A 25,596-nucleotide genomic window follows, 5' to 3' on the forward strand; every position below is an offset into this window, starting at 1 on the left:
GGTACGCCCCCATGATGTCCCGATGACCGCCGACATGTCCGACAAGGCCGCCCTGCGCAGCCAACTCCTCGCCGCTCGGGCCCGGCTGACCAGCCATGATGTCGAAGCCGCGGGCGAGCTGCTCGCGCGGGGTGCGCGTGAGCTGGCCGAGCTGGCGGAGGCCTCGACCGTCGCCGCGTACGTGTCCGTGGGTCGCGAGCCGGGCACGCGCGCGTTGCTGGACACACTGCGGGCGGACGGCACCCGTGTCCTGCTCCCCGTCCTGCTGCCCGACAACGACCTCGACTGGGCCGCGTACGAGGGTGCGGAGCACCTGGCGAAGGCCGGCCGCGGCCTGCTGGAGCCGACCGGTCCGCGGCTCGGCCCCGAGGCCGTGTGCGCGGCGGACGCGGTCCTGCTGCCGGGCCTCGCGGTCGACGGCCGCGGGATGCGGCTCGGGCGGGGCGGCGGCTCGTACGACCGCGTCCTCGCGCGGCTCGCTCGGGCCGGCGCGGACCCGGCGCTCGTGGTGCTCCTGTACGCGAACGAGGTGGTCGCCCGGGTCCCGGAGGAACCGCACGACCACCCCGTGCACGCGGTGGTGACCCCGGAGGGGGTCAGGCGCTTCGAGCGCCCTCAGGAGCCTTCTACGGCTTGAGGGTCAGCGTCTCCTTAGTCGAGGCGTCGACCGCCGCCTTGCCGAAGGGCCAGTCCAGCAGCTCGCCCTTGACCCACTTGTCGGTCTGGTCGGTGTAGTGGTCGTGGTACGCGTGACCGGAGGCGCCCGACAGGTTGATCCAGCGGGACCTGTCCCAGTCGCCGACGTTGACGACCATCCGCATCGAGGGCACCCAGACGACCTCGTAGCCGCCGGCCGCGTTCCAGCCGGTCGCGTTGACCGCGGCCTCGCCGCCGCCCAGGTTCCACGGGCCGCGGTTCAGCATGGACCGGACGAAGCCGGGGCCCGCGGTGCCGAGCGTCTGGTTCTGCAGGGTCAGCTGGTGCAGCCGGCCCCAGCTCCAGGTGGAGACGTCCTTGCCGAGCTTGGCGGTCAGCTCCCAGCGGGCGTCCTCCATGGCGCGGGCGAGCAGCTGGTCACGGTTCTCGGTGGCCTGGTCGGTGCGGTTGGCCTCGGTCTTCCACCACGCGCTGTCCTCCTGCTTCAGCAGCGGGCGGACCACCTCGTACCAGCGGTCGCCGCCGTCCGGCTGCGCCGTGTCCCCGTCGCGCTCGCCGCACTCCCGTACGCGCTTGTTCTGCTCGTCGACCGGGAGGCCGGTGGAGTCGGCCGGACGGACGACGATGCAGTCGCCCTCGGCCCGCAGCTCCTTGGGCAGCTTGTCGCCGAAGGCGAGCTTGAGGACGTTGCGCCAGACCGCGTTGAAGTACGCGGCGGCGGCCGAGTCGGGCTCCTGGGTGTAGTCCCAGCCCTCCAGGAGCTTCTGCGCCTCGCGGACGTACGGGTCGGAGATGTCGATCTTCAGCAGGAGCGGGTTGAGCAGGGTCGCGATCTCGCTGCGGTTGTCCATCTGCATGGTCCGCATGTCGTCCGGCGAGATCTTCCCGCCGTCCTTGATCTTCGACTCGATGAGGTCGTTTATCCGCTGGCTCCGCGAGCCGTAGCCCCAGTCCTCCGTCAGGAGGTAGGGGTACTTGTCCGCGTCGACGACGGCCTGGTTGGCGGTGACGATGTAGCCGCGGTCGGGGTTCTGCTCGTACGGCAGCTCGTCGTACGGGATGTAGCCCTTCCACTTGTACGAGGAGTCCCAGCCGGGCGCCGGTACGGTGCCGTCGCCCTTGGCGCGCCGCGGGATCTTGCCCGGCGCCTGGTAGCCGATGTTCTGCGCGTCCGCGTAGATCAGGTTCTGCGAGGGGACGGTGAAGTCCTCGGCCGCGGCGCGGAACTCCTTGAAGTTCTTGGCGCGGTTGAGCTTGAAGACCGCGTCCATGGACTTGCCGGGCTGCAGGGCGGTCCACTGGAGGGAGACGCCGTAGCCGGTGCCGCGGTCCGGGGCGACGTTGCCGACGGGGGCCTTCTGGCCGACCTTCTCCAGCTCGGAGGAGCGGTCGGAGACCAGCGGGCCGTGCTCGGTCGAGCGGACCGTGATCTTCCGGCTGCCCCCTCCCGCGATCTTGATGGTCTCCTCACGGGTCGTGAACGGCTTGGTCCTGCCGTCCACGACGTAGCCGTCGTCCCCGACCTTCTCCAGGTACAGGTCGGTGACGTCGGCGCCCAGGTTGGTGAAGCCCCAGGCGACGGAGTCGTTGTGGCCGATGATCACGCCCGGCATCCCGGAGAAGGTGTAGCCGGCGACGTCGTAGCGGCAGGTCGCCGAGACGGAGCGGCAGTGCAGGCCCATCTGGTACCAGAGGGACGGCAGCATCGGGGCGAGGTGCGGGTCGTTGGCGAGGAGCGGCTTGCCGGAGGTCGTGTACCGGCCGGAGACGACCCACGAGTTCGAGCCGATGCCGTTGCCGTTGGGGCCGAGCAGCGCGGGGATGTCGTCCAGGGAGTCGGAGAGCGCGCCGAGCTGGGACCGCATGCCCTCCAGAGCGCCGCCCGGCGTGGCCCCGGCGCCGTCGTCGTTCTTCTTCGCCTTGGCCTTCGGGTCGAACGCGTCGGTCGCCTTGTCGACCGCGCCGTTCTGCACGATCGGCTGGTGCAGCTCGTACGGGTACCCCGGGTAGAGGTCCTGGATCTGCCGCGCGCTGAGCCGGCTCGTCAGCAGGGAGCGGTCGATCTCGTCCTGCATGTTGCCGCGCAGGTCCCAGGCCATGGCCTTGAGCCAGGCCACCGAGTCGACGGGGGTCCAGGGCTCGATCGCGTAGTCGTTGGAGAAGGCGAGCGCCGCGTACTCGACGGAGACGTCGGCGGAGTCCTTGCCCTTGAGGTAGGCGTTGACGCCCTCGGCGTAGGCCTGGAGGTTCTTCTTCGTCTCCGCCGACAGGACCTTGTCGTACTCGTCCTGCGCGACCTGACGCCAGCCCAGGGTGCGCAGGAACGCGTCGGTGTCCACCTGGCTCTTGCCGAACATCTCGGAGAGGCGGCCGGCCGTCATGTGACGGCGCACGTCCATCTCGTAGAAGCGGTCCTGCGCCTGGACGAAGCCCTGCGCCCGGAAGAGGTCGGCCTCGGTGTCGGCGTAGATCTGCGGCACCCCGTAGGCGTCACGCTTGACCTCGACTACGCCGGAGAGGCCGTCGAGCCGGAGTTCGCCCGTCGTCTGCGGGAAGGAGGCGCGGACGGTGCTGACGCCCCAGTACCCGCCCCAGCCGACGCCCGCGACCAGTGCGAGGACCAGGACGAGGACGATCAGGCGGGCGCGCCGCCCCTTCTTCTTGGCGGGAGGCGCGGTCGTGTTGGAGGGCATCGCTGTCCTTCGAGGGGCAGGGTGGTCCTGGAGTACGGGAGCAACCTTAGGCGCAGCGTCCGGACGGCCCGGACGCGGTGTCACCAAGAAGGCCACCCAAGATCGCACTGGTGATCGAGGGCAAGCGGGGAGCGCGTCAAGAACGCGTTAAAGATTAGGTAAGGTAACGAAGTACCGGCTGCTGGAACGATCCGGCCGCACGCGAGGGGAAGGATCGGCCACTGACTGTCCACGAGCTCAATGAACTCCTGCTCATCTGCTCGCTCGTGCTGCTCATCGCTGTCGCGGCGGTGCGGATCTCGTCCCGGAGCGGGCTCCCCAGCCTGCTGCTGTATCTCGGGATCGGGGTCGCGATCGGGCAGGACGGGATCGGCAACGTCGCCTTCGACAACGCCGAACTGACCCAGGTGATCGGTTATGCCGCACTTGTGGTGATCCTGGCCGAGGGTGGCCTGGGCACCAAGTGGAAGGAGATCAAACCCGCGTTGCCCGCGGCGGTCGTGCTGTCGACCGTCGGCGTCGCGGTGAGCGTGGGCATCACGGCCGCGGCCGCCCACTATCTGGTCGGCCTGGACTGGCGCCAGGCGCTGATCATCGGCGCGGTCGTCTCCTCGACGGACGCCGCCGCCGTCTTCTCCGTCCTGCGCAAGGTCCCGCTGCCCTCGCGCGTGACCGGTGTCCTGGAGGCCGAGTCCGGCTTCAACGACGCCCCGGTCGTCATCCTCGTCGTCGCCTTCTCCACGGTCGGTCCGATCGACAGCTGGTACGTCCTGGTCGGCACGATCGCCATGGAACTGGCCATCGGCGCCGCCATCGGCCTCGGGGTCGGCTTCCTCGGCGCCTTCGGGCTGCGGCGCATCGCCCTGCCCGCCTCCGGCCTCTACCCGATCGCCGTCATGGCCATCGCCGTCACGGCGTACGCGGCGGGCGCCCTGGCCCACGGCTCCGGCTTCCTCGCCGTCTATCTGGCCGCGGTGGTCCTCGGCAACGCGAAGCTGCCGCACGCCCCCGCCAACCGGGGCTTCGCCGAGGGGCTCGGCTGGATCGCCCAGATCGGCATGTTCGTCCTGCTCGGCCTGCTGGTCACCCCGACCAAACTGGCCGACGACTTCTGGTCGGCGGTGGTCATCGGCCTGGTCCTGACCGTGGTGGCGCGGCCCATGGAGGTCTTCGTCAGCCTGCTGCCGTTCCGTATCCCCTGGCAGGAACAGATCCTGATGTCGTGGGCGGGCCTGCGCGGAGCCGTCCCCATCATTCTGGCCACGATCCCGATGGTGTCCGGGATCGAGGGCAGCGAGCGGGTCTTCAACATCGTCTTCGTGCTCGTCGTCGTCTACACCCTCGTCCAGGGTCCGACGCTGCCCTGGCTGGCCAGGGCGCTGAAGCTGGGCTCCTCCGAGGCGGCCGACCTGGGCGTCGAATCGGCCCCGCTGGAGCGGCTGCGCGGGCACCTGCTGTCCGTCGCCATCCCGGAGGGCTCGAAGATGCACGGCGTGGAGGTCGCGGAGCTGCGCCTCCCGGCCGGGGCCGCGGTCACCCTCGTCGTACGCGAGGAGAAGAGCTTCGTGCCCGGTCCGGCGACGGTACTGCGGTACAAGGACGAACTCCTCGTCGTCGCGACCGACCCGGTGCGGGACGCCACGGAGCGGCGGCTGCGGGCCGTCGGGCAGGGCGGAAAGCTGGCCGGCTGGCTGGGCACGGCGGGCTCGACGGCCGTCTCCGGACGGGGCCACCGGCGGCGGGCGCTGCCGCACACTCCGTTCGGAAAGCGAACGTCCGGTTAATCACAGGCACAGTTTCGGATGGAAGGGCGTTTTCCCAGGCGGGAGAACGCCCTTCCCTGTACCATGAAGGCACACTTGATCGAACCAACTCTGCCTGACGCAGAGCTGGCGCGACCGTATGGCGGCCGAGAAGCCCCCCGCAGTGGGGCCCGGTATCTACCGCAGTTCCGCGCATGAGGACAGCTCTCGGCAGCGCCCGCACCACCGTGCAGGGGCGCGCTACCAGGCGGCAGAAAGGCAAGGACCGTGGTGTCCACGGTCACTTCTGACACGCCTGCGGCGCCCGGCACCTCGGGCACGTCCGGCACCTCGGGCACGTCCGGCACGCTCGGCAGCACGGGCACGCCCCGCACGCCCCGCACCTCGGGCACGCTCGGCAGCTCGGGCACTTCCGGTACGCCCCGCACGTCGGGCACTTCCGGTACGCCCCGCACGTCCGTGACGAAGGCGGGCAAGGCCGGGAAGGCCGCAGGCAAGCGCGCCGGTTACGGACAGCTCCTGCGTACCCCCGGAGCGCTGTCCTTCCTGCTCCCCGGGTTCGCCGCCCGGCAGCCCTTCGCGATGCTGACGATCGGCATCGTTCTGCTCGTCCAGCACACCACCGGTTCGTACGGCAGCGCCGGCGCGGTCGCCGCCGTCACCGGCGTCTCCATGGCGCTGTTCGCCCCGCAGAGCGGCAAGCTCGCCGACCGCTTCGGCCAGCGCGCCGTCCTGGTCCCCGGAGTGCTGGTCCACTCCGCCGCCGTCTCCCTGCTCGTGGTGCTCGCCCTCGCGGGCGCCCCGATGTGGGCCCTCTTCCTCGCCGCCGTACCGGCCGGTGCCTCCGTCCCGCAGGTCGGGCCGATGGTCCGTGCCCGCTGGGCGGCGAAGCTGGAGAACTCGCCGCTGATGCCGACGGCCGCGGCCTTCGAGTCGGTCACGGACGAGTTCACCTTCGTCGTCGGTCCCGTCCTCGCCACCGCGCTCTGCACCGGCGTGCACCCCGCGGCCGGCCTGATCGCCGAGGCGGCGCTCACGCTCTTCGGCGGTCTGTTCTTCGCCGCCCAGCGCGGCACCCAGCCCGCCCACGGCCTCGTCGCCGCCGCTTCCAGCGGCGAGGGGCGCGTCTCCGCCCTGTCGATCCCGGGAGTACGGGTTCTGGCCGTCGCCTTCCTGGGCATCGGCTCGGTCTTCGGCGGTATGCAGGTCTCGCTGACCGCGTTCTCCGAGGAGATCGGCAACCCCGGCGCCAACGGTCTGCTGTACGGGATCTTCGCCGCGGGCAACATGCTCGCGGGCATCGCGTGCGGCGCCGTGGCCTGGAAGACCGGCCCGCGCAAGCGCCTGATCCTGGGCTACGCCGGACTGACCGTGGCGGCCTCGCTGCTCTGGTCGGCGCACTCCGTGCTGCTGCTCGGCGCGCTCGGCCTGATCGTGGGTCTGTGCATCGCCCCGGCCCTGATCACCGGCTACACCATCGTCGAGACCCTGGTCCCGGCCTCCGCCAGGACCGAGGCCTTCACCTGGCTCACCGGCGCCGTGGCACTGGGGCAGGCGGCGGCCGTGACGGTCGCCGGCCGCCTCGCCGACGAGCACGGCGCGAGCACCGGGTTCCTGGTGCCGCTGGTGGGCACGGCGCTCGCGCTGGCCACGCTCCTGGCGCTGCGCTCGCGGCTGACCCCCCGGGCGTCGGTCCGGGTCCACGCACGTGGTATCGGTCACCGAGTGCCGGTGACGGTGGACTGATCCCGCGGAATACGTCACTATGGATCGTCGTTAGCACTCGATGAGTGTGAGTGCCAGGAGGAAGACAAGTGCCGACCTACCAGTACCAGTGCACCGAGTGCGGCGAGGGCCTCGAGGCGGTGCAGAAGTTCACCGATGACGCGCTGACCGAGTGCCCGAGCTGCAAGGGACGCCTGAAGAAGGTGTTCTCGGCGGTCGGCATCGTCTTCAAGGGTTCCGGCTTCTACCGGAACGACAGCCGCGGCTCGTCGAGCTCCAGCTCGCCCGCCTCGTCGTCGAAGTCCGCTTCGTCGTCGACCTCCTCGGCGTCGTCCTCGGACGCGAAGCCTGCCGCTTCGTCGAGCTCGTCGACGTCCTCGACGTCAAGCGCGTCGAGTTCCACCTCGGCCGCCTGACCAAGGTCTGAGCCCGGGTCTCCTGACCACGGTTCTCACGGTTCTTACGGAAGCCTCACCGCTGTGCGCGGTGGGGCTTCCGCCGTTCCTCGGGCCGATAATGTGACCGCCATGGCGACCCACGTGTATGCGGACATCGGTGTGATCGGCGGCTCGGGCTTCTACTCCTTCCTGGAGGACGTGACGGAGGTGTCCGTCGACACCCCGTACGGCAGCCCCAGCGACCGTCTCTTCCTCGGCGAGGTCGCGGGACGGCGGGTCGCGTTCCTGCCCCGGCACGGCCGGAGCCACACGCTGCCCCCGCACCGGATCAACTACCGCGCCAACCTGTGGGCGTTGCGCTCGGTGGGCGTACGGCAGATCCTCGGCCCGTGCGCGGTGGGCGGCCTGCGGGACGAGTACGGGCCCGGCACCCTCGTCGTACCGGACCAGCTGGTCGACCGTACGAAGTCGCGGGCGCAGACGTACTTCGACGGGGAGCCGCTGCCGGAGGCCTGGGGCGGGGCCGTGCCGAACGTCGTGCACACGACCTTCGCCGACCCCTACTGCCCGGACGGGCGGCGGGTGGCCCTGAAGGCGGCGCGGGCGCACCGTTGGGAGCCGGTGGACGGCGGCACCATGGTCGTCGTGGAGGGGCCTCGGTTCTCCACGCGTGCGGAGTCGCGCTGGCATGCGGCGGCCGGCTGGTCGGTGGTCGGCATGACCGGGCACCCGGAGGCCGTCCTCGCCCGCGAGCTGGGCCTCTGCTACACCTCGCTGGCCCTCGTCACGGACCTGGACGCGGGCGCCGAGACGGGCGAGGGCGTCACGCACACCGAGGTCCTCCAGGTGTTCCGCGCGAACGTGGGGCGGCTGCGGGAGGTGCTCTTCGACGCGGTGGGCGCGCTGCCGGACACGGCGGACCGGGACTGCCTGTGCACGCACGCGCACGACGGCTGGGAGCTGGGGATCGAGCTTCCCTGACCCTCTGGTGAATCCCCCTGAGGAGTGAGGGAGTTGTCCACAGGCGGCGGGTGGTCCACAGGCTTCGGCGGGATGTTCGCGGACGCGGGATGGTGGGAGCGGTTCTCCGGACGGCCGGAGGACGGTACGACTCCCTACGCGCACGGACAGGCGGTGCCGCCATGACGACCTCACCTCCCTCGACCCCTCTTCCGTACCCCGACCGCTCCCCCGTTCCCGCGCCCTGCCCGGTCCCGCCGTTCGAACCTCTGCGGGTACGGGGAGGGCGGCAGCGACTGCGACGGGCGCTGCGGCGCCGGCGCCGGGCCCCGGCGGCGATCCTCGCGATGAGTGCGGCCGCGCTGGCGGTCGCGGGCGGGGGCGAGGTCTCCGCCGGCCCTCCCCCGCCCACGGCGGCGCGGGAACAGCAACGGGCTCCCGTGGTGCGGTGGGTGTCGGCGCCGGTGCGGATCGCCGACGCGGCGGCCGTGCGGCTGCTGCGGCCCGGTGACCGGGTGGATGTGATCGCCGCGCCCAACTCGCCGACGGGCGTCGGTGGTGGCGGTGGCGGTGAGGCCCGGGTGGTCGCGACGGGCGCTCGAGTGGCCGACGTTCCGCGTACGGGTGAGACTCGTCCGGACGGTGGGGCGTTGGTCGTCCTGTCCGTTCCACGGTCGACGGCGACGGCCTTGGCGGGTGCGGGGATGACGTCCCAACTGGCGGTGACCCTGTGCTGATTCGCACGGACTGCCTGTCAAGTAACCGTTCCGTGTGTACGGATTGGACGCGTCTGCGTGCTTCGCGGCCTAATGGCAGCGCTACTTGCACGACTCCTGGCACAGCTACCTGCACAAACAACGAAAGGCACCTGAGTGAGTCCGAAGAAGGAAAGCGTGATGGCAGGCTTCAAGGCCTTCCTCATGCGCGGCAACGTGATCGACCTCGCGGTGGCGGTCGTCATCGGTGCCGCGTTCACCAACATCGTGAACTCCGTGGTGAAGGGTGTCATCAACCCGCTGGTCGGCGCCTTCGGCACGAAGGACCTGGAGAGCTACCGCTCCTGCCTCAAGGGTCCGTGTGTGGTCGACGACGCGGGGAACGCGGTCTCCGGCATCCCGATCATGTGGGGCCTGGTGCTCAGCGCCGTCCTCAGCTTCCTGATCACGGCCGCCGTCGTCTACTTCCTGATGGTGCTTCCCATGGCGAAGTACCTGGCCAAGCGGGCCGCCCACGACAGGGCGAAGGAGAGCGTCCAGGAGACGCTGGAGATCAGCGAGCTGGAGGTCCTGAAGGAGATCCGCGACCTGCTGGTCGCCCAGCGCGGCCCGAACGCGGACAACGGCGGGGGTACGGGCACGGGCCCCGCCGGCGGCGGGAGCGGCACCGGCGGCACCGGGTCGCACCCCACCCCCTAGCCGGCGACTCGCACCGGCGTCAGAGGTGGTGCGGCGGCTTCTCTTCGAGGAAGCGCGCAAGATCGGCGGCACTGTCGCTGCCGCCGTGAGGCCGCTCGCCCCACCCGCGGTCCGTATCGTCCGCGGACTGCTGGTCCAGCGGATCATCGAAGAACAGCTTCGGCTTCGTGGTGTTCTCGGGGATCGACTGTCTGCCGGGCTGCTTCGGGTCTCGCGGTCCGTGGGCGGGGGCGGTGCTCATCTATCCAGGGTACGCCGGGTACGGGGCCGTGAACCCCGTCGATTCCGGGCGGTCCCGGTGGTCCCGGTGGTCCCGGTGGTCCCGGTGGTCCCGGTGGTCCCGGCGGTCCCGGCGGTCCCGGCGGTCCCGGCGGTCCCGGTGGTCCCGGTGGTCCCGGCGGTCCCGGCGGTCCCGGCGGTCCCGGCGGTCCTACAGGTCCCGGCGGTCCCGTCGATTCCGGCGGCCGGCTCAGCGGTCCCTCGGGTCGAGCAGCCACAGGCCCAGGACGACGAGGAACGACAGGACGAGGAAGCCGGCCCCCCACCAGGCCGTGCCGGTGTCGCCGGCCATCCACTCGTCGACCACGATCGTCAGCCCCCAGAGCTGCCCGATGAGGACCGTGAGGGCCAGGGTCAGGCGCGCGTTCAGCTTCGCCGAGCGCTCGGGCTCCTGCTCCGTACCGGCGCCGGGGCCCGGGCCGGTGTGGCGGACCCGGGGGTCGCCGTAGCCACTGGTGGGCCGGATCTGCGGATAGCGCTCGTGGACCGGCCGGTTCAGCCGGGGCTGCGCACTCCCGGGGGTGTAGCCAGGGCGCGGCGGCGGCTCGGGCGGCGGGACGGGGCCCTGGTCGGGGGCGCCCGGGGCCCGGCCGGGGACCTCGGGGTCCCGGGGGAAGGGCGCGTCGGTCATGTGCGCTCGCTCCTCGTGACGGCCCCGCCCGCGGAGGTGCCCGGGCAGTTGAGGCGCTCGGCCAGGTCCGGGCGCTCGGCACCGAGCTGCCGGCACAGGCTCTCCTGGACGCTCTCGCCCGAGCGGGTGGTGCCGACCGCCCAGACACTGCCGTCGGCCTCCTCCACCAGGAGCACCTTCGGCAGCGCCCGCGGCGGTGGGCCCGCCGTCACCTCTCCCGTACGGGCGTCGAAGACTCCTTCGTGGCAGGGGCAGTACAGCTCACCCCCGGTGCCACGGTCCTGCCGCCAGAGCACGGCGCAGGCGAGGTGGGTGCAGACGGCCGAGTAGCCGGCGAGGGTGCCGTCCTCCAGGCGGACGGCGACCGCTCGGTCCTCCTGCTCGGGGTAGCGGAAGGCGAGGGACTCGCCGGGGAGCAGCTGGTCGGCGATCCTCCTGGGTTCGGGTGTCCCGTCGGTGTCGCCGTGGCGGTGCAGGATTCCGGAGGCGACACCGATGCCGCCGATGGCCAGGCCGCCGGAGACGGTGGCGACGATCCGGAGGTAGTCGCGCCGGGTGGTGAGCGAATCGGCGGCGATACGGTCGCGCAACGCCTCCTGGGCGGCGTCGGCCGCGCCCTGGCCGTCGGCGGGCGGCTGCTCGATGACGCTCATCGGACGGCCCTTCCGTTGATCTCCACGACGGGGAGCCCGCCGGGGACCGGCCATTGGACCTTGTCGGCGGGGACGACCATCGCCACTCCGGTGGAGACGGTCGTGGATCCGAAGGTGAAGGAGTCGGCGACCTGGACGCCGGGGCGCTCGCTCTGGAGCTCCTCGAGAGTCCCGTAGAAGAGGGCGCCGGTGGGGCAGACCGTGGCGCACATCGGGGCGAGTCCGTAGGCGGTGCGGTCGTAGCAGAGGTTGCACTTCATCTGCAGCTTCGCCTGGAGGTCGATCTTCGGGACGCCGAAGGGGCAGGCGTTGACGCAGTTGGCGCAGCCGATGCAGCGGGTGGTGTCGGCCTGCTGCACCACGCCGTCGGCGGTGACGAGGATGGCGTCGGCCGGGCAGACCTCGGCGCAGGGGGCGACCGGGTCCTCGCAGTGCATGCAGACCGTGGGAAGGGAGGCGACGGAGTGCCCCTCGTCGGGGTAGTCGAGGTGGATCATCGACTTGCCGCGGTGCGAGTCGCACTCGCGGCAGGCCGAGACGCACGCCTGGCAGCCGATGCAGCGCCCGGGGTCGATGAAGATCGTGCGGCCCATCATGAGCTGCGTCAGCTCCTCTCCGAGGTGCCACGGCCCTGCGGGGACGTGGGCGGCAGGGGGTCGGTGCGGGAGACCTGCGTCTCCGGGTAGGCGAGCTGCCCGGGGGCGGTCGGGGGCGCGGGGACCTCGTCGATCCGTTCGGCGGCCTCGATGCGGGCCGCGCAGACCTTGTACTCGGGGATCTTGGAGCGGGGGTCGAGGGCGTCGATGGTGAGGGTGTTGGCGGCGGCGGGGACCGGCCAGTGGTACGGCACGAAGACGGTGTCCGGTCGGATCGCCTCGGTGACCAGGGCGGGGAAGACCACGCTGCCGCGGCGGGTCACGACGCGGACGGGTTCGCCGTTGCAGAAGCCGTGGGAGGGGTGGACCTCGACCCAGGGCCTCGGCGTCTGTTCGACGAGGGCGCCCAGGCGCCGGGTCTGGTTCCCCGAGAGGAAGTGGGCGACGGTGCGGCCGGTGGTCAGCGAGAGGGGGTACTCCTCGCTGTACGGGTCCATCGGCGGGCGCCATTCGACGACCTGCATATGGATCTTGCCGTCGGGGTGGTAGGTCCTGCCGTCCTCGAAGAGGCGGGGGGTACCCGGGTGGTCGGTGGACGGGCAGGGCCAGGCGATACCGCCCGTCTCCTCCAGACGTTCGTACGTGATGCCGTAGTAGTCGTTGACCGTTCCGGCGGACGCGACGCGGAGCTCCTCGAACACGGAACGGGAGTCGGGGAAGTCGAACTTGTCCCCGACGCCGAGGCGCTTGGCGAGTTCGCAGATCACCCAGGTGTCGGTGCGGACCCCGGCGGGCGGCTCCTGCGCCTTGTTGTGCTTGACGACCCGGGCCTCGGCGTTGGCCATCACGCCTTCGTCCTCGGCCCACACGGTGACCGGGAAGACCACGTGCGCGTTGGCGGCGGTCTCGGAGAGGAAGAAGTCGAACTGGGCGTGGAACTGGAGGGTGTCGTAGCCGTTCTTGACGGTCGCGTAGTGGGGGAGGGAGACGAAGGGGTTGTTGCAGATGCCGATCAGGCCGCGGATCTCCTCTCGCTGCATCTGCCAGACCATCTCCATCATGGAGGTGCCGGCGGGCGGGAGTTCGGACTCGTCGACGCCCCAGATCTCGCAGATCTGCCGTCGGTGCTCGGGGTTGGTGATGGAGCGGCCGCCGGGCAGCAGGTCGGACTTCTGGCCGTGCTCCCGGCCGCCCTGACCGTTGCCCTGGCCGGTGATGGTGCCGTAGCCGGCGCCCGGCTTGCCGATGTTCCCGGTGGCGGTGCACAGGTTGATGATCGTCAGGCAGTTCTCGACGCCCTGGGAGTGGTGCTCGACGCCGCGGGCGTGCCAGGCCATGGCCCGGTCCGCGCCGGCGAACATCCGGGCGGTGCGCACGATCTGCTCCTCGGGCACGCCGCAGATCTCGGCGGAGCGGGACGGTGGGTACTCCTGGACGGTCCTCTTCACCTCGTCCCAGCCGGTGGTGTGGGCGGCGAGATACGCCTCGTCGGTGAGGCCCTCGGCGACGATCACGTGCAGGACGGCGTTGAAGAACGCGGAGTCGGTGCCGGGCTTGAGTGCGACATGGAGGTCTGCGGTGCGGGCGACGGCCGTCTCGCGGGGGTCGACGACGATCAGGGACGCGCCGCGGTCCCGGGCTCCCCAGAGGTACTGGGTCATCACGGGGAAGCATTCGCCGACATTGGAGCCGGCGATGAGGAGGCAGTCGGTGAGGAGGATGTCGGAGAACGGGTTGCCGGCCCGGTCGATGCCGAAGGACAGCTTGTTGGCTCCGGCCGCGGAGACCATGCACAGGCGCCCGTTGTAGTCGACGTGCCGGGACTTCAGGGCCACGCGGGCGAACTTGCCGACGAGATAGGTCTTCTCGGAGTAGAGGCTGGCCCCGCCGAGCAGGCCGAAGGAGTCGTTGCCGTACTCGGCCTGGATGCGGCGGATCTCGGCGACGGTGCGGTCGAGCGCCTCCTCCCAGCTCGCCTCGCGGAACTCCTCGTCATGGTTGCGGCGCATGAGCGGGGTGGTGAGCCGGTCGGGGTGGTTGACCTGCTGGTAGGCGTTGATGCCCTTGGGGCAGAGCCGCATCCGGTTGATGTCGTGGTTGCGGGGTTCGACGCCGAAGACCTTGCCCGCACGGTCGACGCGCAGGTACATGCCGCACTGGACGCCGCAGAAGCAGCAGTGGGTGGGGACGAGCGTCTCGCCGTTCTGGTCGGCGTGCCAGCGGTCGGCGGGGATGCCTCCGGCGTCACGGAAGTCGCGGGTGCCGGGCGGGGCGATCGAGGGGTCGAGCGGGAGCCCGCGGCCGCGGCCCACGTGCTGCTGGGTCACTTGAAGCCCTTCTTGACGTGGGTCAGGTAGGCGTTGCCGCGCATCACGCGCTTGCAGCGGGGGCAGTACTCGGGTCCCTGGTCGAAGCCGAGCCCGAGGTCGCGCATGGTGCCCTGGAGGTTCTCGACATAGGGGGTGGTGTCGATGGGTTCCTCGCAGCGGCGGCAGGTGAGGATCTCGTCGCCGTCCCTGCGGCGGGACGTGTACTTGAAGAGCTGCATGCCGACGGCGGCGGGCCGCTGCACGATGTGGAAGAACTTCCCGAACGGGATGTAGATGAGGGTGAAGACCACGGACACCATGTGCAGGATCGCCAGGAACTCGTAGCCGCCGCCGTGCAGGAAGATCGACGAGAAGGTGAGCAGGAGCCCGGTCACGGAGATGACGATGAGGGCGATCAGCGGGACGAGGTCGTAGGCGAAGCGCTGGCCGCTGATGGCCCCGCGGTCCTTCATCCGGCGCCACAGGAAGTAACAGGCGCCGGGGATGACGAGGACGGCGGCGATGTCGAGCCCGTGGAACATCAGCCAGCCGACGATGTTCAGGGAGTCGAAGCCGAGGACCTCGAAGCCCCAGACGCGCATCTCGTAGCCGGGCCCCGACCCGGTGGACGAGGTGAAGGTGAACCAGCCCCAGGTGAGCGGGAAGGTGATCAGGGCGGCCAGGACGCAGCCCCAGAAGATCAACTGGTGCGCCGCCCAGCGGGCGTGGGACCGGGCGCCGAGGAACTTCTGGAAGCCGAGATAGGTGGCGATCATCTTCGGCAGCGCGGTGGGCGCCCTGCGGAAGTTGGCGGCCGAGAAGAACGAACGCCGGCCCTGCGTGAAGAGGCGGCGGGCACCGGGCGCGGAGATCCAGACGGTGTAGCGGTAGGCCACGCCGAAGGCGAGGAAGACGGTGGCGACGGCGTACGGAAGAAGCACCGAGTCGAAGTCTCGCAGCAGCCGGCTGCCGAGGACGATCGCGACGATCAGCAGCGCGGAGACGGAGGTTCCGGCGAGCGTGGCCCGGCGGCGTACGTCGGCGGGTGTCTGCACGACGGGCGGGGGGCTCTGCGGTCGCCCGGTCGCGGGTGGCTCGGTCTCGGGTGGCTCGGTCACGCGCACACGCTAGGACGGTATGCCGGAATTCAACCTGTTTTGCGGACCGGGCGGGTGAGCGTGTCGCTCGTTCGCCCTGCCCGGCCGCGGCCGTAGGCGTCGGGAAGGCCGGTGACGACGCAACGACAGGATCGTCGCCCGCGCGCCGCGCGGCCTGTCCGCGACCAGGCCGCCCGCCCACCGGGCCAGGGCACCCACGGCCGGGCCGGCGTCGGCACCACCCACGGGCCGGGCCCGCGTCGGCATCACCCACGGGTCGGGGCGGAGGCCATGGCCCGTGATCCGGCGGGCGGGGGTCCCGGCGCTCCGGCTGTCGGAGGCGGAGGGGGCGTCGTCGGCCTCGGACTGCCGGAACGTCCCTGCCCGGGCCGCGGGGCCCCGGGCAGCCGAGCGCCCGCGCTCCGGTCCGCGTGCCGAAGGCCGGGGGCCGGGCCCGGCTCTGATGTCCTGTGGCGCATGACGCAACCGTTCCTGCCCCTCGTCGCGCGATCCCGCGCCGAGGCCCACCGCGCCGCCACACCGCTCGAGCTCTTCTTCGACCTCTGCTTCGTCGTCGCCGTCGCCCAGGCCGGCGCCGAGCTCGTGCACGCGGTGGCCGAGCACCACGCCGCCGACGGCATCGCCCACTACGCGATGGTCTTCTTCGCGATCTGGTGGGCCTGGATGAACTTCACCTGGTTCGCCTCCGCCTACGACAACGACGACGTCATCTACCGCGTCGCCACCTTCGTCCAGATCGCCGGCGTCCTCATCCTCGCCGCCGGGGTCTCCCGCGTCTTCGAGGACGACTTCCTCGTCACCGTGGTCGGCTACGTGGTCATGCGGCTCGCCCTCTCGTTCCAGTGGCTGCGCGCCGCCCACCACGCGGCGGACCCCGCCGAGCGGACGATGTGCCGCCGGTACGCGGCGGGCGTCGTCCTCTGCCAGATCGGGTGGACCGCCCTCCTGTGGGCCCCCGAGTCCGCCCGCACGTGGATCTTCGTCGTCATGGTCGTCGCCGAACTGGCGGTCCCCGCGATCGCGGAGAAGGACACCAACACCCACTGGCACGCGCATCACATCGCCGAGCGCTACGGCCTGTTCACCATCATCGTGCTCGGCGAGAGCATCGCGGCGGCGACGGTCGCCGTGAAGACGGGGGTCAGCGAGTACGACGCCCTGGACGAGCTGCTCCCGATCACCGCGGGCGGCCTGCTGATCGTCTACGCCGCGTGGTGGATCTACTTCGCCGCCCCCGCCCATGTCCGCCTGCGCTCCAACCGGCAGGGGTTCCTCTGGGGCTACGGCCACTACCTGATCTTCGCCTCCGCCGCCGCCATCGGCGCCGGGATCGAGATCGCCGTCGAGCAGACGGTGGGCGAGGCCCACATCTCCACGCTCGCCGCCTCCTCCGCCGTGACGATCCCCACCGCGCTCTTCCTGCTCTGCGTGTGGCTGCTCCACGCCCGGTACTTCAAGGTCGGCATCGCACAGCAGCTCGTACTGCCCGTCTCGTCGCTGGCGATCCTCATGTGCACGTTCGCCGGCCGCTGGGCGGTCCTGCTGGCCGGTCTCGCGGCGGCGGCGACCGTGGCGGCCGGGGTGACGCTGGCCGCGCGCACCCCCGTCTCGCACGGGCCCGGCCCCGGCCACGGGCACTGATCGAACAGGCGTGGTACGCAGGCACCATGACGAACCATGACGCCATCACGGACGTGACGGGGCTGCGGGTCGGCCACGCGCGCGTGGCCGGGCCGCGGGCCCTCAGCGGAACCACCGTCGTCCTCGCCCCCGAGGGCGGGGCCGTCGCAGGCGTGGACGTGCGCGGCGGCGGGCCCGGCACGCGGGAGACCGACGCCCTCGACCCCCGTAACGTCGTGCGTCGGATCGATGCCGTGGTCCTGACGGGCGGCAGCGCGTACGGGCTCGACTCGGCGGCCGGAGTGATGGCCTGGCTCGAGGAGCGGGGGCGTGGGGTACGGGTCGGGCCCGAGCCCTCGCACGTGGTCCCCGTGGTCCCCGCCGCCTGCGTCTTCGACCTGGGCCGCGGCGGCGACTTCGCCGCCCGGCCGGACGCGTCCACGGGGCGGGCCGCGGTGGAGGCCGCCGCGGCGACGGAGGTCCACGCGCGCGTGGAGACGGGCGCGGTCGGGGCGGGCACGGGCGCCGTCGTCGGCGGGCTCAGGGGCGGGGTCGGCACGGCGAGCACGGTCCTGGAGTCGGGGATCACGGTCGGCGCGCTGGTCGTCGTCAACGCGGTCGGCTCGGCGGTCGATCCGGAGACGGGCGCGCTGTACGGGGAGTACTTCCAGGGCCGGCCCGCCTACCCGGATCCGGCGGTCCACGAGGCCGCGAGGCTGCGCCTCGCCGAGGCCTCGGCGAGGAACGCACCGCCGCCCCTCAACACCACCCTCGCGGTCGTCGCGACGGACGCCGCGCTGACCCGGGCGCAGGCGCAGAAGTTCGCGGGCACGGCGCACGACGGCATCGCGCGCGCCGTCCGCCCGGTCCATCTCCTCAACGACGGCGACACGGTCTTCGCCCTCGCGACCGGCGCGCGCGAGCAGGCCCCGGACGCCGGTCCGCTCGCTCTCAACGAGATCCTCGCGGCGGGCGCGGACCTGGTCACCCGGGCGATCGTCCGGGCGGTCCGGGGTACCGCCGAGGGGGTGACGGGACCGGGCGGGGACTTCCCCTCGTACCGCGAGCTGTACGAACCCTCCCCGCTTGTCGACTCCCCATACAACAAAGGGAGTTGAGACGACCGCCGACCCGCGTGCGGGAACTTCCCGCACGCCCCCGTCGTTTTGCCGAACCCCGGACACGATGTCAGACCCAGGGACTACGTTAAGCAAGCACCAAGTGACATGCGGCGACGGCCTGGAGACCCTCTTGAACGATCCGCGGGATCATCTCGATCCGTACGAGACGACCGAGACGCACGTTGAGCGGCTCCTCGGCCGGGCGCTCAACTCCTTCGACCTGCCCGACTCCACGATCGAGCGTCTGGAGACGGCGTTCGCCCACTCCAGCGCGCTGCACTCCTCGCACCACAGCGCGTCGCTGCACCGCACCACGTACCGCCACACCTATCTCCTGGCCGACGGCACGGCGCTCAGCCTCTGGGAGCTGGTGCACAACTCCGGCCGGGACGGCACCGAGCAGCACGAGCTGTACGCGGACGAGGCGGAGGCCCGGCTCGCCGCCTCCCGGCTGCCCGCCCGCTTCTCCCCGGGCTGGGGCGTCGAGCGCTCCACCGACCCGGACTTCGACGAGGACGGCGACCTGGAGCTGCTGAGCACCCTGCTGTCCCGCCGGATAGCGAAGCAGCCCCGGAAGTACGTCGCCGAGGACTCACCGGACCACGCCCGGCGGGTGCTGCGCCGCGCGGAGAACGAGGACCGGCCCGGCGAGGAGACCGCGTGCCGGCTGCGCGTGGCGTACGCGCACCACATCACGCAGGCGTTCGGCCGTCAGTACGCGGCGGAGGGCGGCCGGGACGCCGGCTTCACCCTCTACGAGCACGCGTTCCTGCTGCTCGACGGCACGGAGATGAGCCTCTGGGAGGTGGAGCACACGGCGACACCCGACGGCCGCCACATGTGCGAGGTCTACGAGGACGAGCGCAGCGCACGCGACGCGATGGAGCACCGCGCCCGAGTGAGGTGAGGCACGGCGCGCCGGGAGGCCGACCGTACGGGCCGCGCCCCCGGGGCCATGTCTAGGGGACGCGCACGAGCAGGGCCACCGTCACGCCGGTCAGTCGCTCGGTGCCGGTCGCGGTGTAGCGCGCTCTGAGGGCCCGCGCCTGGGCGGCCGGGAGGGCGTCCAGCGGATCGGCCGCGTCACCGGCCACGACGAGCCAGATCCGCGGCTCGTCCCGCAGACACGCGGCCGGGTCGGGGCACTCCGTCGACCACAGGTCGGCGTGGTCGGCTGCCGCCGTGCCCAGGAAGACGTCGCGCGGCCGCAGCCCGTCCGCCAGGTAGAAGCGGACGCCGACGTCGAGCATGCGCCAACGCCACGGCGGTCGGCATGGATCCCGCCAACCCCGACTATCCGCCGAACGTATGCGCTGTCGGCATCGAGGCCCAGGGCAACGACGCCTACATCAAGGTGCTCACGACAGGCGGGCAGGTGTGGCAGACACACGGTGACATCAACGGCCAGTTCACCTGGGACGAGGGCTGGGTCCAGCAGGCGACACCGCCTGTGGCGGCGATGCGCACCACCAAGTTCAGCCGCAGCCTGGACGCCGGAGGCGTGGTGAACCGCTCCTGACCTGAGCGGTACGCACCGAGGGGCGGTGCGTTCGTGGAACGCACCGCCCCTCGAGAACCCCGTCGTGCGAGGCGGTTCGCACCGCGGCGGGTCAGTGCGTGAGCGCCGGCTCCTTCTCCACGGTCGCGAGAGCATCCGTGTCCCCGTCGCCGTCCGCGTCCGCGCCCTCGATGTGCTGCTTCGGCTTCGCCGGGAGCGCGAACATCACCAGGAAGATCACGGCGAGCACCGCCACCGCCCATCCCAGCGCGTTCTGGAACGCGTCCGTGAAGGCCGCCCCGACCTCCGCCGGTGCCTTCGCGAGCCGCTCCTCGTCGATCACGCCGAAGAAGACGACCGACACGAGCCCGAGTCCGAGCGCGTTGCCCATCTGCCCGGTCGTGTTGATGAGGCCCGAGGCCGAGCCCGCGTGCTCGCGCGGCACGTCCGAGAGGACCGCGTCCGTCAGCGGGGCCACGATCAGACCCATGCCCACACCCATGACGACGAGGGGCGGGATCATCTGCCAGGCCTCGATGCCGGTCCCGTACCGCCCGGCCTCCCACAGGTAGAGGAGCATGCCCGCGGCCATCGTCGCCGCACCCGTCTGCAGCACCTTGCGGCCGAAGCGCGGGACGAGCTTCTGCACCGACAGACCGGCCGCCGTGGAGACGGCGATCGAGAACGGCACGCCCGTCAGACCCGCCTTCAGCGGACTCCAGCCCAGGCCGATCTGCATGTACAGGGTCCAGACCAGGAAGAAGATGCCCATCACGACACCGAAGGTCAGCTGGACGGCGATACCGGCCGCGAAGCTCTTCACCTTGAACAGCGTCAGTTCGAGGAGCGGGGAGCCGTCCTTCTTCGTCTTGTACTTCTCGTACGCGACGAGGGCGGCGAAGACGACGAGGCTGCCTGCCATGCAGAGATGGCCCCAGAGCGGCCAGTCCAGCTCACGGCCGCGCGTCAGCGGGTAGATGAGCATCAGCAGCGCGAGTGTCACGAGCAGCACGCCCACGATGTCGAGGCGGAGCGCCTTGGGCGCCTTCGACTCGGTGATGAACTTCCGCCCCAGGATGATGCCCGCGATGCCGACCGGCAGGTTGATGAGGAAGATCGGGCGCCACTCCAGGCCCGCGATGTTCCACTGGGTGAGCAGCGCACCGAGGAGCGGGCCGGAGACCGCGCCGAGGCCGATGATCGCGCCGAACATCCCGAAGACCTTGCCGCGCTCGTGGGCGGGGAAGGTGACGTGGATGATCGACAGGACCTGCGGGACCATCATCGCCGCCGCCGCGCCCTGGAGCAGCCGGGAGGCGACCAGCATCTCCGGGCTCGCGGCGAAGCCGCAGAGCGCGGAGGCGACGGTGAAGCCTGCCGTGCCGAGCAGGAACAGCCGCTTGCGGCCGTAGATGTCGCCGAGACGGCCGCCGGTGATCAGACCGGCGGCGAACGCCAGGGCGTAGCCGGCGGTGATCCACTGGATCGCGCCGAAGGACGCGCCGAGGTTCCGCTCGATGCTCGGGATCGCGATGTTGACGATCGTGGCGTCGACCAGGTCCATGAAGGCCGCGGTCATGACGATGGCGAGGGCTATCCAGCGCCTGCGGTCGGTGGCCGCTGCACCCTGCACGGCGGCGTCGTGTGAACTCATGGGAGAAACGTAGAGGCCATATAGGTCAGCCGATGTCCTAGATGCGGCGCATGCTGGGGCCCATGACGGACACTCCGGCACGACTCCTGAATCTGCTCTCGCTGCTCCAGACGCCGCGCGAGTGGCCGGGCAGCGAGCTCGCCGAGCGGCTCTCGGTCTCCGCGCGCACGATCCGCCGGGACATCGACCGACTGCGGGAGCTCGGCTATCCGGTGGAGGCGTCGAAGGGCGCGGTGGGTGGGTACCGCCTGGTCGCGGGTACGGCCATGCCGCCGCTGCTGCTCGACGACGAGGAGGCGGTCGCGATCGCGGTGGGCCTGCGGGCGGGGGCCGGGCACGCGATCGAGGGCGTGGAGGAGGCATCGGTACGGGCGCTGGCCAAGCTGGAGCAGGTGCTGCCGTCGCGGCTGCGGCACCGGGTCTCCACGCTGCAGAACGCGACGATACCGCTGACGCGGGGGGACGGGGCGACGGTCGCGCCGTCGACACTGACGGCCCTCGCGAGCGCGGTGACGGCGCAGGAACGGCTGCGGTTCGGCTACCGCGCGGGGGACGGGACCGAGTCGCGCCGCCTGGTCGAGCCGTACCGGCTCGTGTCGACCGGGCGGCGGTGGTACCTCATGGCGTACGACATGGAGCGCGAGGACTGGCGGACGTTCCGGGTCGACCGGGTGTCCGACCCGTTCGCGACGGGGGCGCGCTTCGCCCCTCGGGAGCTGCCGGCGGGCGGCGCGGCCGAGTACATGACGCGCTCGATGTCCCGGGCACAGGCGGAACTGGACCTGGACGTCACGTTCGACGCCCCCGCCGACTTCGTGGCGGCCCGCCTTCCGGCGCACCTCACCCCGACCCCGACCGGCTCGGCCACGTGCCGGCTGCGCACGCGCACCACGGACTCCACCGAATGGCTGGCCATCCGGCTGGCCCTGGTGGACGCCCCGTTCACGATCCACGCGCCGTCCTCGCTGACGACCTACGCGAAGAACCTGGGCGCGCGCTTGTCTGCGGCGACAACGACAACGGCGACGGCGACGGCGACAACAACGGCGACGACGACGGGGTGAACGCCCGAGCGGACGGGCGGACGGGCCGGGGCCCGCCTCGTCGCGTGCCGTGCCGGGCGGTCCCGGTGCCCCTGCCCGCGAGGGCAGGGGCTCTGACCGCCCGGTGCACCGGCCGCGCTAGGCCACCGCGTCGAAGCCCGTGTCGCGGGCCATCTTCTTCAGTTCCAGGAGCGCGTGCTTCTCGATCTGGCGGATCCGCTCACGCGTCAGGCCGTGCTCCTTGCCGACCTCGGTCAGCGTGCGCTCACGGCCGTCCTCGATGCCGTACCGCATCCGGATGATCGACGCGGTGCGGTGGTCGAGCTTGTCGATCAGGTCGTCGAGCTCCTCACTGCGCAGCAGCGTCAGCACGGACTGCTCCGGCGACACCGCGGACGTGTCCTCCAGGAGGTCGCCGAACTGCGTCTCGCCCTCGTCGTCCACCGACATGTTCAGCGAGACCGGATCCCGCGCCCAGTCCAGGACGTCCACGACCCGCTCGGGCGTCGAGCCCAGCTCCGCCGCGATCTCCGCGGGCTCCGGCTCCCGGCCGTTCTCCCGGTTGAACTCGCGCTGCACGCGCCGGATCCGCCCGAGCTCCTCCACCAGGTGGACGGGGAGCCTGATCGTGCGCGACTGGTCGGCTATGGACCGCGTGATGGCCTGGCGGATCCACCACGTGGCGTACGTCGAGAACTTGAAGCCCTTCGCGTAGTCGAACTTCTCGACCGCGCGTACCAGGCCCGCGTTCCCTTCCTGGATCAGGTCGAGCAGCGGCAGCCCGCTGCGCGGGTAGCGCCGCGCGACGGCGACGACCAGCCGGAGGTTCGACTTGATGAAGAGGTCCTTGGCACGCTCGCCCGCCTCGTACAGAGCCTCAAGCTCCTCACGGGACGCGCTTCCCGCCTCGGAGTCCACCGCGCCGTCGAGGATCTGCCGGGCGTAGACACCCGCCTCGATGGTCTGGGAGAGCTCGACCTCCTTGGCGGCGTCGAGCAGGGGGGTGCGTGCGATCTCGTCGAGGTACATGCCGACCAGGTCGCGGTCGGCGATCTCCCCGCCCACGACGCGAACGCTGCTCGCCCGGCTCTTGCCGCTACCGCCGGTGGCGGAGGACTGACGACGGGCGACGGCACGGGTTGCCATGCGTGCTCCCTTGCTGAGTAGGTCGCGACACCTTTCGGGTGCCCTGCATCCGACGGAAACAACGACTGGAATCAGGACAGAATTCCCACGCGGCGCATCGATTTTCGCGATCATGCAGTACCCTGTGCCGCCACCGAGGGGGTCTCATGCCGTCCAGAAGCACAGAGATGCAGGTCAGGCCGGGCACGGAAGGTGACCTGGCGCAGCTGACGGAGTTGTACAACCACTACGTCCGCGAGACCGCGATCACCTTCGACACCGAGCCCTTCACTCCGGAGCGGCGGCTTCCCTGGCTCCGCTCCCACCCTGAAGACGGCCCGCATCGCCTTCTGGTTGCTCACGATGCCCAGAAGGGGCCGGAAGGCCGAGTTCTCGGATATGCCACCAGTAGCGCTTTTCGCCCCAGACCCGCGTACTCCACCTCCGTCGAGGTGAGCGTGTACCTCTCCCCCGACGCGGCCGGCCGCGGCATCGGCACGCTCCTCTACGAGCGGCTCTTCGAGGCCCTCGCGGCCGAGGACGTCCACCGCGCGTACGCGGGGATCGCGCTGCCGAACGAGCCCTCGGTCCGCCTCCACGCACGGTTCGGCTTCCGCCACATCGGTACGTACGAAGAGGTCGGCCGGAAGTTCGGCCGGTACTGGGACGTGGCCTGGTACGAGAAGCGGCTCGCAGGGCCCTCGTGACACGGGGCGCCACGCGCCCGCCGCACCCCCAGGCCCTACCCGAACTGGACCGAACGCTTCGCGAGTCCCATCCAGAACCCCTCGATCACGCTCCGCCCGCCGTCCAGGTCCCCGGCCGCGTCCGCCGCGCCCAGGGTGACGAAGAGCGGCGCGAAGTGCTCCGTGCGCGGGTGGGCCAGGCGGCCCGCCGGGGACGTGTGCTCGAAGTCCAGGAGCGCGTCGATGTCCCGCGCCTCCAGGGCGTGGCGGCCCCAGTCGTCGAACTCCGCCGACCAGCCCGGCACTCCCGCCCCCACGTGCCGCAGCGCGGCCAGGTTGTGGGTGAAGAATCCGCTGCCGACGATGAGGACGCCCTCGTCGCGCAGCGGCGCGAGCCGGCGACCGATGTCCATCAGCGCCCGCGGGTCAAGGGTGGGCAGGGAGATCTGGAGTACGGGAATGTCGGCGTCGGGGAACATCTCCACCAGCGGGACGTACGCGCCGTGGTCCAGCCCCCGGTCGGGGATGTCCTGCACCGGCGTACCGGGGCCGCGCAGCATCGCGCGGACGGAAGCGGCGAGTTCGGGCGCGCCGGGCGCCGCGTACCGCACCCGGTAGTAGTGCTCGGGAAAGCCCCAGAAGTCGTGGACGAGCGGCACGGTCTCGGTGGCACCGAGGGCGAGCGGGGCCTCCTCCCAGTGGGCTGAGACGATCAGGATCGCCCTGGGCCGGGGCAGCGCGGCGGCCCAGGCCGCGAGCTGGCCGGGCCAGACCGGGTCGTCGGCGAGCGGCGGGGCGCCGTGCGAGAGATAGAGGGCGGGCATCCGTTCCAGCGTGGCGTCCATGACGACCGCCTCCCGTGATCCGAAAGGTGAGAGTAAGGGGACCGAGGCACAGGTGATTGAAGGTTCAAGCTTGCCTCACTCCGAGCGTAAGGCGATGTAGTTCAACTTTCAAGGACGAGTCGTAGGATGGATCGCATGACCACGGCACCCGACGGCACGGCGCAGACGGCGCACGCAGCACAGAAGGCGCAGACCGCGCAGGCCACACATGCAGCGCAGTCGGCGCAGGGAGCACATGCAGCGCAGGGAGCAGATGCAACGCAGACTGCGCAGACGGCGCAGACGGCGCAGGGAGCACAGCCGGACGCGCCCCGCTGGCTCAGCGACGAGGAGCAGCGCGTATGGCGCGCATACCTCCACGCCACCACCCTCCTCGAGGACCATCTCGACCGCCAGCTGCAGCGCGACGCCGGCATGCCGCACATCTACTACGGCCTGCTCGTCCACCTCTCCCAGGCGCCCCGGCGCAGGCTGCGGATGACCGAACTGGCCAAGGACGCCAAGATCACGCGCTCCCGGCTCTCCCACGCCGTCGCCCGCCTGGAGAAGAACGGCTGGGTGGTGCGCGAGGACTGCCCCTCCGACAAGCGCGGGCAGTTCGCGCGCCTCACGGACGAGGGGTACGAGGTGCTGAGGCGGACGGCTCCCGGCCATGTCGCCGCCGTACGGCAGGCCATGTTCGACCGGCTCAGCCCGGAGCAGGTGGCTCAGCTCGGCGCGATCATGAAGGTGATGGCGGAGGGCCTCCAGCCGACGGACCCGAACGCGGACCTGCCCTGGCTCCGCTGAGCGGAACCAGGGCAGGAA

The 25,596-nt window shown here is 71.3% G+C and carries 24 protein-coding genes and 1 pseudogene; 14 read left to right on the forward strand and 11 right to left on the reverse strand.

All coding sequences use genetic code 11. The annotated features are described in order from the left end of the window. Window positions 1–22 precede the first annotated feature (22 nt). Window positions 23–637 (forward strand): 5-formyltetrahydrofolate cyclo-ligase, encoded by a 615-nt coding sequence (locus ACFUJR_RS18140; RefSeq protein ID WP_383164303.1) that lies wholly within the window; start codon window positions 23–25, stop codon window positions 635–637. Here ACFUJR_RS18140 and ACFUJR_RS18145 read toward each other — a convergent pair. Then, window positions 627–3,350: a penicillin acylase family protein gene (locus ACFUJR_RS18145; RefSeq protein ID WP_383164300.1), complete on the reverse strand. Its 2,724-nt coding sequence runs from the start codon at window positions 3,348–3,350 to the stop codon at window positions 627–629. The two genes, ACFUJR_RS18140 and ACFUJR_RS18145, sit on opposite strands and share 11 nt — an antisense overlap. 266 nt (window positions 3,351–3,616) lie before the next feature. Here ACFUJR_RS18145 and ACFUJR_RS18150 point away from each other — a divergent pair, with 266 nt between their 5' ends. From ACFUJR_RS18150 to mscL, 6 genes are all read left to right on the forward strand, one after another. Beyond that, window positions 3,617–5,134, forward strand: a complete 1,518-nt coding sequence (locus tag ACFUJR_RS18150) for a potassium/proton antiporter (protein WP_383164298.1) — start codon at window positions 3,617–3,619, stop codon at window positions 5,132–5,134. Between the two features lie 438 nt (window positions 5,135–5,572). Beyond that, window positions 5,573–6,859: an MFS transporter gene (locus tag ACFUJR_RS18155; RefSeq protein WP_383164378.1), complete on the forward strand. Its 1,287-nt coding sequence runs from the start codon at window positions 5,573–5,575 to the stop codon at window positions 6,857–6,859. Between the two features lie 68 nt (window positions 6,860–6,927). Further along, a complete protein-coding gene (locus ACFUJR_RS18160) occupies window positions 6,928–7,254 on the forward strand; it encodes an FmdB family zinc ribbon protein (protein WP_383164295.1) in 327 nt (108 codons plus the stop codon). Window positions 7,255–7,365: 111 nt separating this feature from the next. After that, a complete protein-coding gene (locus tag ACFUJR_RS18165) occupies window positions 7,366–8,217 on the forward strand; it encodes an S-methyl-5'-thioadenosine phosphorylase (protein WP_383164293.1) in 852 nt (283 codons plus the stop codon). 161 nt (window positions 8,218–8,378) lie between these two features. Further along, a complete protein-coding gene (locus ACFUJR_RS18170) occupies window positions 8,379–8,933 on the forward strand; it encodes a hypothetical protein (protein ID WP_383164291.1) in 555 nt (184 codons plus the stop codon). A 135-nt stretch (window positions 8,934–9,068) separates the two neighbouring features. Next, window positions 9,069–9,611, forward strand: a complete 543-nt coding sequence (gene mscL / locus ACFUJR_RS18175; RefSeq protein WP_383164288.1) for a large conductance mechanosensitive channel protein MscL — start codon at window positions 9,069–9,071, stop codon at window positions 9,609–9,611. Between the two features lie 19 nt (window positions 9,612–9,630). Here the strand turns inward: mscL and ACFUJR_RS18180 are convergent, their stop codons facing one another. The 6 genes from ACFUJR_RS18180 to ACFUJR_RS18205 all read right to left on the reverse strand — a co-directional run bounded on the left by ACFUJR_RS18180 (window position 9,631) and on the right by ACFUJR_RS18205 (window position 15,197). Further along, entirely contained in the window at window positions 9,631–9,852 is a 222-nt protein-coding gene (locus tag ACFUJR_RS18180) for a hypothetical protein (protein ID WP_383164285.1), read from the reverse strand. A 228-nt stretch (window positions 9,853–10,080) separates the two neighbouring features. Next, window positions 10,081–10,521, reverse strand: coding sequence for a hypothetical protein (locus ACFUJR_RS18185; RefSeq protein WP_383164282.1), 441 nt, complete (start codon window positions 10,519–10,521; stop codon window positions 10,081–10,083). Then, window positions 10,518–11,174 carry a Rieske (2Fe-2S) protein gene (locus tag ACFUJR_RS18190; protein WP_383164279.1) on the reverse strand — a complete coding sequence of 219 codons (657 nt, stop codon included), beginning with the start codon at window positions 11,172–11,174 and terminating at the stop codon, window positions 10,518–10,520. Before ACFUJR_RS18190 ends, ACFUJR_RS18185 begins: the two co-directional genes overlap by 4 nt. Then, window positions 11,171–11,770, reverse strand: coding sequence for a 4Fe-4S dicluster domain-containing protein (locus tag ACFUJR_RS18195; RefSeq protein WP_383164276.1), 600 nt, complete (start codon window positions 11,768–11,770; stop codon window positions 11,171–11,173). Before ACFUJR_RS18195 ends, ACFUJR_RS18190 begins: the two co-directional genes overlap by 4 nt. 8 nt (window positions 11,771–11,778) lie before the next feature. Beyond that, complete coding sequence (locus ACFUJR_RS18200) at window positions 11,779–14,097, reverse strand: molybdopterin oxidoreductase family protein (protein ID WP_383164273.1); 2,319 nt, start codon at window positions 14,095–14,097, stop codon at window positions 11,779–11,781. Next, window positions 14,094–15,197 (reverse strand): MFS transporter, encoded by a 1,104-nt coding sequence (locus ACFUJR_RS18205; protein WP_383164270.1) that lies wholly within the window; start codon window positions 15,195–15,197, stop codon window positions 14,094–14,096. Before ACFUJR_RS18205 ends, ACFUJR_RS18200 begins: the two co-directional genes overlap by 4 nt. A gap of 456 nt (window positions 15,198–15,653) precedes the next feature. On the opposite strand from ACFUJR_RS18205, the gene ACFUJR_RS18210 reads away from it, so the two are divergent. From ACFUJR_RS18210 to ACFUJR_RS18220, 3 genes are all read left to right on the forward strand, one after another. Further along, window positions 15,654–16,838, forward strand: a complete 1,185-nt coding sequence (locus ACFUJR_RS18210) for a low temperature requirement protein A (RefSeq protein ID WP_383164268.1) — start codon at window positions 15,654–15,656, stop codon at window positions 16,836–16,838. Between the two features lie 26 nt (window positions 16,839–16,864). Then, window positions 16,865–17,935 (forward strand): P1 family peptidase, encoded by a 1,071-nt coding sequence (locus ACFUJR_RS18215; protein ID WP_383164265.1) that lies wholly within the window; start codon window positions 16,865–16,867, stop codon window positions 17,933–17,935. 133 nt (window positions 17,936–18,068) lie between these two features. Further along, window positions 18,069–18,845: a DUF6227 family protein gene (locus tag ACFUJR_RS18220; protein WP_383164262.1), complete on the forward strand. Its 777-nt coding sequence runs from the start codon at window positions 18,069–18,071 to the stop codon at window positions 18,843–18,845. Between the two features lie 52 nt (window positions 18,846–18,897). Here the strand turns inward: ACFUJR_RS18220 and ACFUJR_RS18225 are convergent, their stop codons facing one another. Then, window positions 18,898–19,188 carry a hypothetical protein gene (locus tag ACFUJR_RS18225; protein WP_383164259.1) on the reverse strand — a complete coding sequence of 97 codons (291 nt, stop codon included), beginning with the start codon at window positions 19,186–19,188 and terminating at the stop codon, window positions 18,898–18,900. A 23-nt stretch (window positions 19,189–19,211) separates the two neighbouring features. On the opposite strand from ACFUJR_RS18225, the gene ACFUJR_RS18230 reads away from it, so the two are divergent. Then, window positions 19,212–19,457 carry a hypothetical protein gene (locus ACFUJR_RS18230; RefSeq protein ID WP_383164256.1) on the forward strand — a complete coding sequence of 82 codons (246 nt, stop codon included), beginning with the start codon at window positions 19,212–19,214 and terminating at the stop codon, window positions 19,455–19,457. A gap of 91 nt (window positions 19,458–19,548) precedes the next feature. Here the strand turns inward: ACFUJR_RS18230 and ACFUJR_RS18235 are convergent, their stop codons facing one another. Next, window positions 19,549–21,090 (reverse strand): MFS transporter, encoded by a 1,542-nt coding sequence (locus ACFUJR_RS18235; protein WP_383164253.1) that lies wholly within the window; start codon window positions 21,088–21,090, stop codon window positions 19,549–19,551. 62 nt (window positions 21,091–21,152) lie between these two features. Between ACFUJR_RS18235 and ACFUJR_RS18240 the strand changes: the two genes are divergently transcribed. Further along, window positions 21,153–22,154 carry a helix-turn-helix transcriptional regulator gene (locus ACFUJR_RS18240; RefSeq protein WP_383164251.1) on the forward strand — a complete coding sequence of 334 codons (1,002 nt, stop codon included), beginning with the start codon at window positions 21,153–21,155 and terminating at the stop codon, window positions 22,152–22,154. 117 nt (window positions 22,155–22,271) lie between these two features. On the opposite strand, the gene ACFUJR_RS18245 is transcribed toward ACFUJR_RS18240, so the two are convergent. Beyond that, on the reverse strand, window positions 22,272–23,279 hold the full coding sequence (locus tag ACFUJR_RS18245) for an RNA polymerase sigma factor RpoD/SigA (protein WP_383164248.1): 1,008 nt from the start codon (window positions 23,277–23,279) through the stop codon (window positions 22,272–22,274). A gap of 167 nt (window positions 23,280–23,446) precedes the next feature. Here ACFUJR_RS18245 and ACFUJR_RS18250 point away from each other — a divergent pair, with 167 nt between their 5' ends. Next, on the forward strand, window positions 23,447–23,965 hold the full coding sequence (locus ACFUJR_RS18250; protein WP_383164246.1) for a GNAT family N-acetyltransferase: 519 nt from the start codon (window positions 23,447–23,449) through the stop codon (window positions 23,963–23,965). Between the two features lie 35 nt (window positions 23,966–24,000). On the opposite strand, the gene ACFUJR_RS18255 is transcribed toward ACFUJR_RS18250, so the two are convergent. Further along, the gene (locus tag ACFUJR_RS18255; protein WP_383164243.1) at window positions 24,001–24,789 is read right to left on the reverse strand and encodes a dioxygenase; all 789 of its coding nucleotides are present in this window, start codon (window positions 24,787–24,789) and stop codon (window positions 24,001–24,003) included. Window positions 24,790–25,083: 294 nt separating this feature from the next. Here ACFUJR_RS18255 and ACFUJR_RS18260 point away from each other — a divergent pair. Continuing rightward, a pseudogene (locus ACFUJR_RS18260) lies at window positions 25,084–25,578 on the forward strand (MarR family winged helix-turn-helix transcriptional regulator); the annotation flags it as partial. Window positions 25,579–25,596 lie beyond the last annotated feature (18 nt).

Origin of the sequence: Streptomyces sp. NPDC057271, from assembly GCF_042668715.1 — a bacterium.
Classification (GTDB): domain Bacteria; phylum Actinomycetota; class Actinomycetes; order Streptomycetales; family Streptomycetaceae; genus Streptomyces.

What these genes read in the sequence shown, in the direction of transcription:
- ACFUJR_RS18140 (WP_383164303.1), top strand. Translation starts at nt 23, where the DNA reads ATGACCGCCGACATGTCCGACAAGGCCGCCCTGCGCAGCCAACTCCTC.
- ACFUJR_RS18145 (WP_383164300.1), bottom strand. Translation starts at nt 3,350, where the DNA reads ATGCCCTCCAACACGACCGCGCCTCCCGCCAAGAAGAAGGGGCGGCGC.
- ACFUJR_RS18165 (WP_383164293.1), top strand. Translation starts at nt 7,366, where the DNA reads ATGGCGACCCACGTGTATGCGGACATCGGTGTGATCGGCGGCTCGGGC.
- ACFUJR_RS18170 (WP_383164291.1), top strand. Translation starts at nt 8,379, where the DNA reads ATGACGACCTCACCTCCCTCGACCCCTCTTCCGTACCCCGACCGCTCC.
- ACFUJR_RS18180 (WP_383164285.1), bottom strand. Translation starts at nt 9,852, where the DNA reads ATGAGCACCGCCCCCGCCCACGGACCGCGAGACCCGAAGCAGCCCGGC.
- ACFUJR_RS18185 (WP_383164282.1), bottom strand. Translation starts at nt 10,521, where the DNA reads ATGACCGACGCGCCCTTCCCCCGGGACCCCGAGGTCCCCGGCCGGGCC.
- ACFUJR_RS18190 (WP_383164279.1), bottom strand. Translation starts at nt 11,174, where the DNA reads ATGAGCGTCATCGAGCAGCCGCCCGCCGACGGCCAGGGCGCGGCCGAC.
- ACFUJR_RS18195 (WP_383164276.1), bottom strand. Translation starts at nt 11,770, where the DNA reads ATGATGGGCCGCACGATCTTCATCGACCCCGGGCGCTGCATCGGCTGC.
- ACFUJR_RS18210 (WP_383164268.1), top strand. Translation starts at nt 15,654, where the DNA reads ATGACGCAACCGTTCCTGCCCCTCGTCGCGCGATCCCGCGCCGAGGCC.
- ACFUJR_RS18215 (WP_383164265.1), top strand. Translation starts at nt 16,865, where the DNA reads ATGACGAACCATGACGCCATCACGGACGTGACGGGGCTGCGGGTCGGC.
- ACFUJR_RS18225 (WP_383164259.1), bottom strand. Translation starts at nt 19,188, where the DNA reads ATGCTCGACGTCGGCGTCCGCTTCTACCTGGCGGACGGGCTGCGGCCG.
- ACFUJR_RS18230 (WP_383164256.1), top strand. Translation starts at nt 19,212, where the DNA reads ATGGATCCCGCCAACCCCGACTATCCGCCGAACGTATGCGCTGTCGGC.
- ACFUJR_RS18235 (WP_383164253.1), bottom strand. Translation starts at nt 21,090, where the DNA reads ATGAGTTCACACGACGCCGCCGTGCAGGGTGCAGCGGCCACCGACCGC.
- ACFUJR_RS18240 (WP_383164251.1), top strand. Translation starts at nt 21,153, where the DNA reads ATGACGGACACTCCGGCACGACTCCTGAATCTGCTCTCGCTGCTCCAG.
- ACFUJR_RS18245 (WP_383164248.1), bottom strand. Translation starts at nt 23,279, where the DNA reads ATGGCAACCCGTGCCGTCGCCCGTCGTCAGTCCTCCGCCACCGGCGGT.
- ACFUJR_RS18250 (WP_383164246.1), top strand. Translation starts at nt 23,447, where the DNA reads ATGCAGGTCAGGCCGGGCACGGAAGGTGACCTGGCGCAGCTGACGGAG.
- ACFUJR_RS18255 (WP_383164243.1), bottom strand. Translation starts at nt 24,789, where the DNA reads ATGGACGCCACGCTGGAACGGATGCCCGCCCTCTATCTCTCGCACGGC.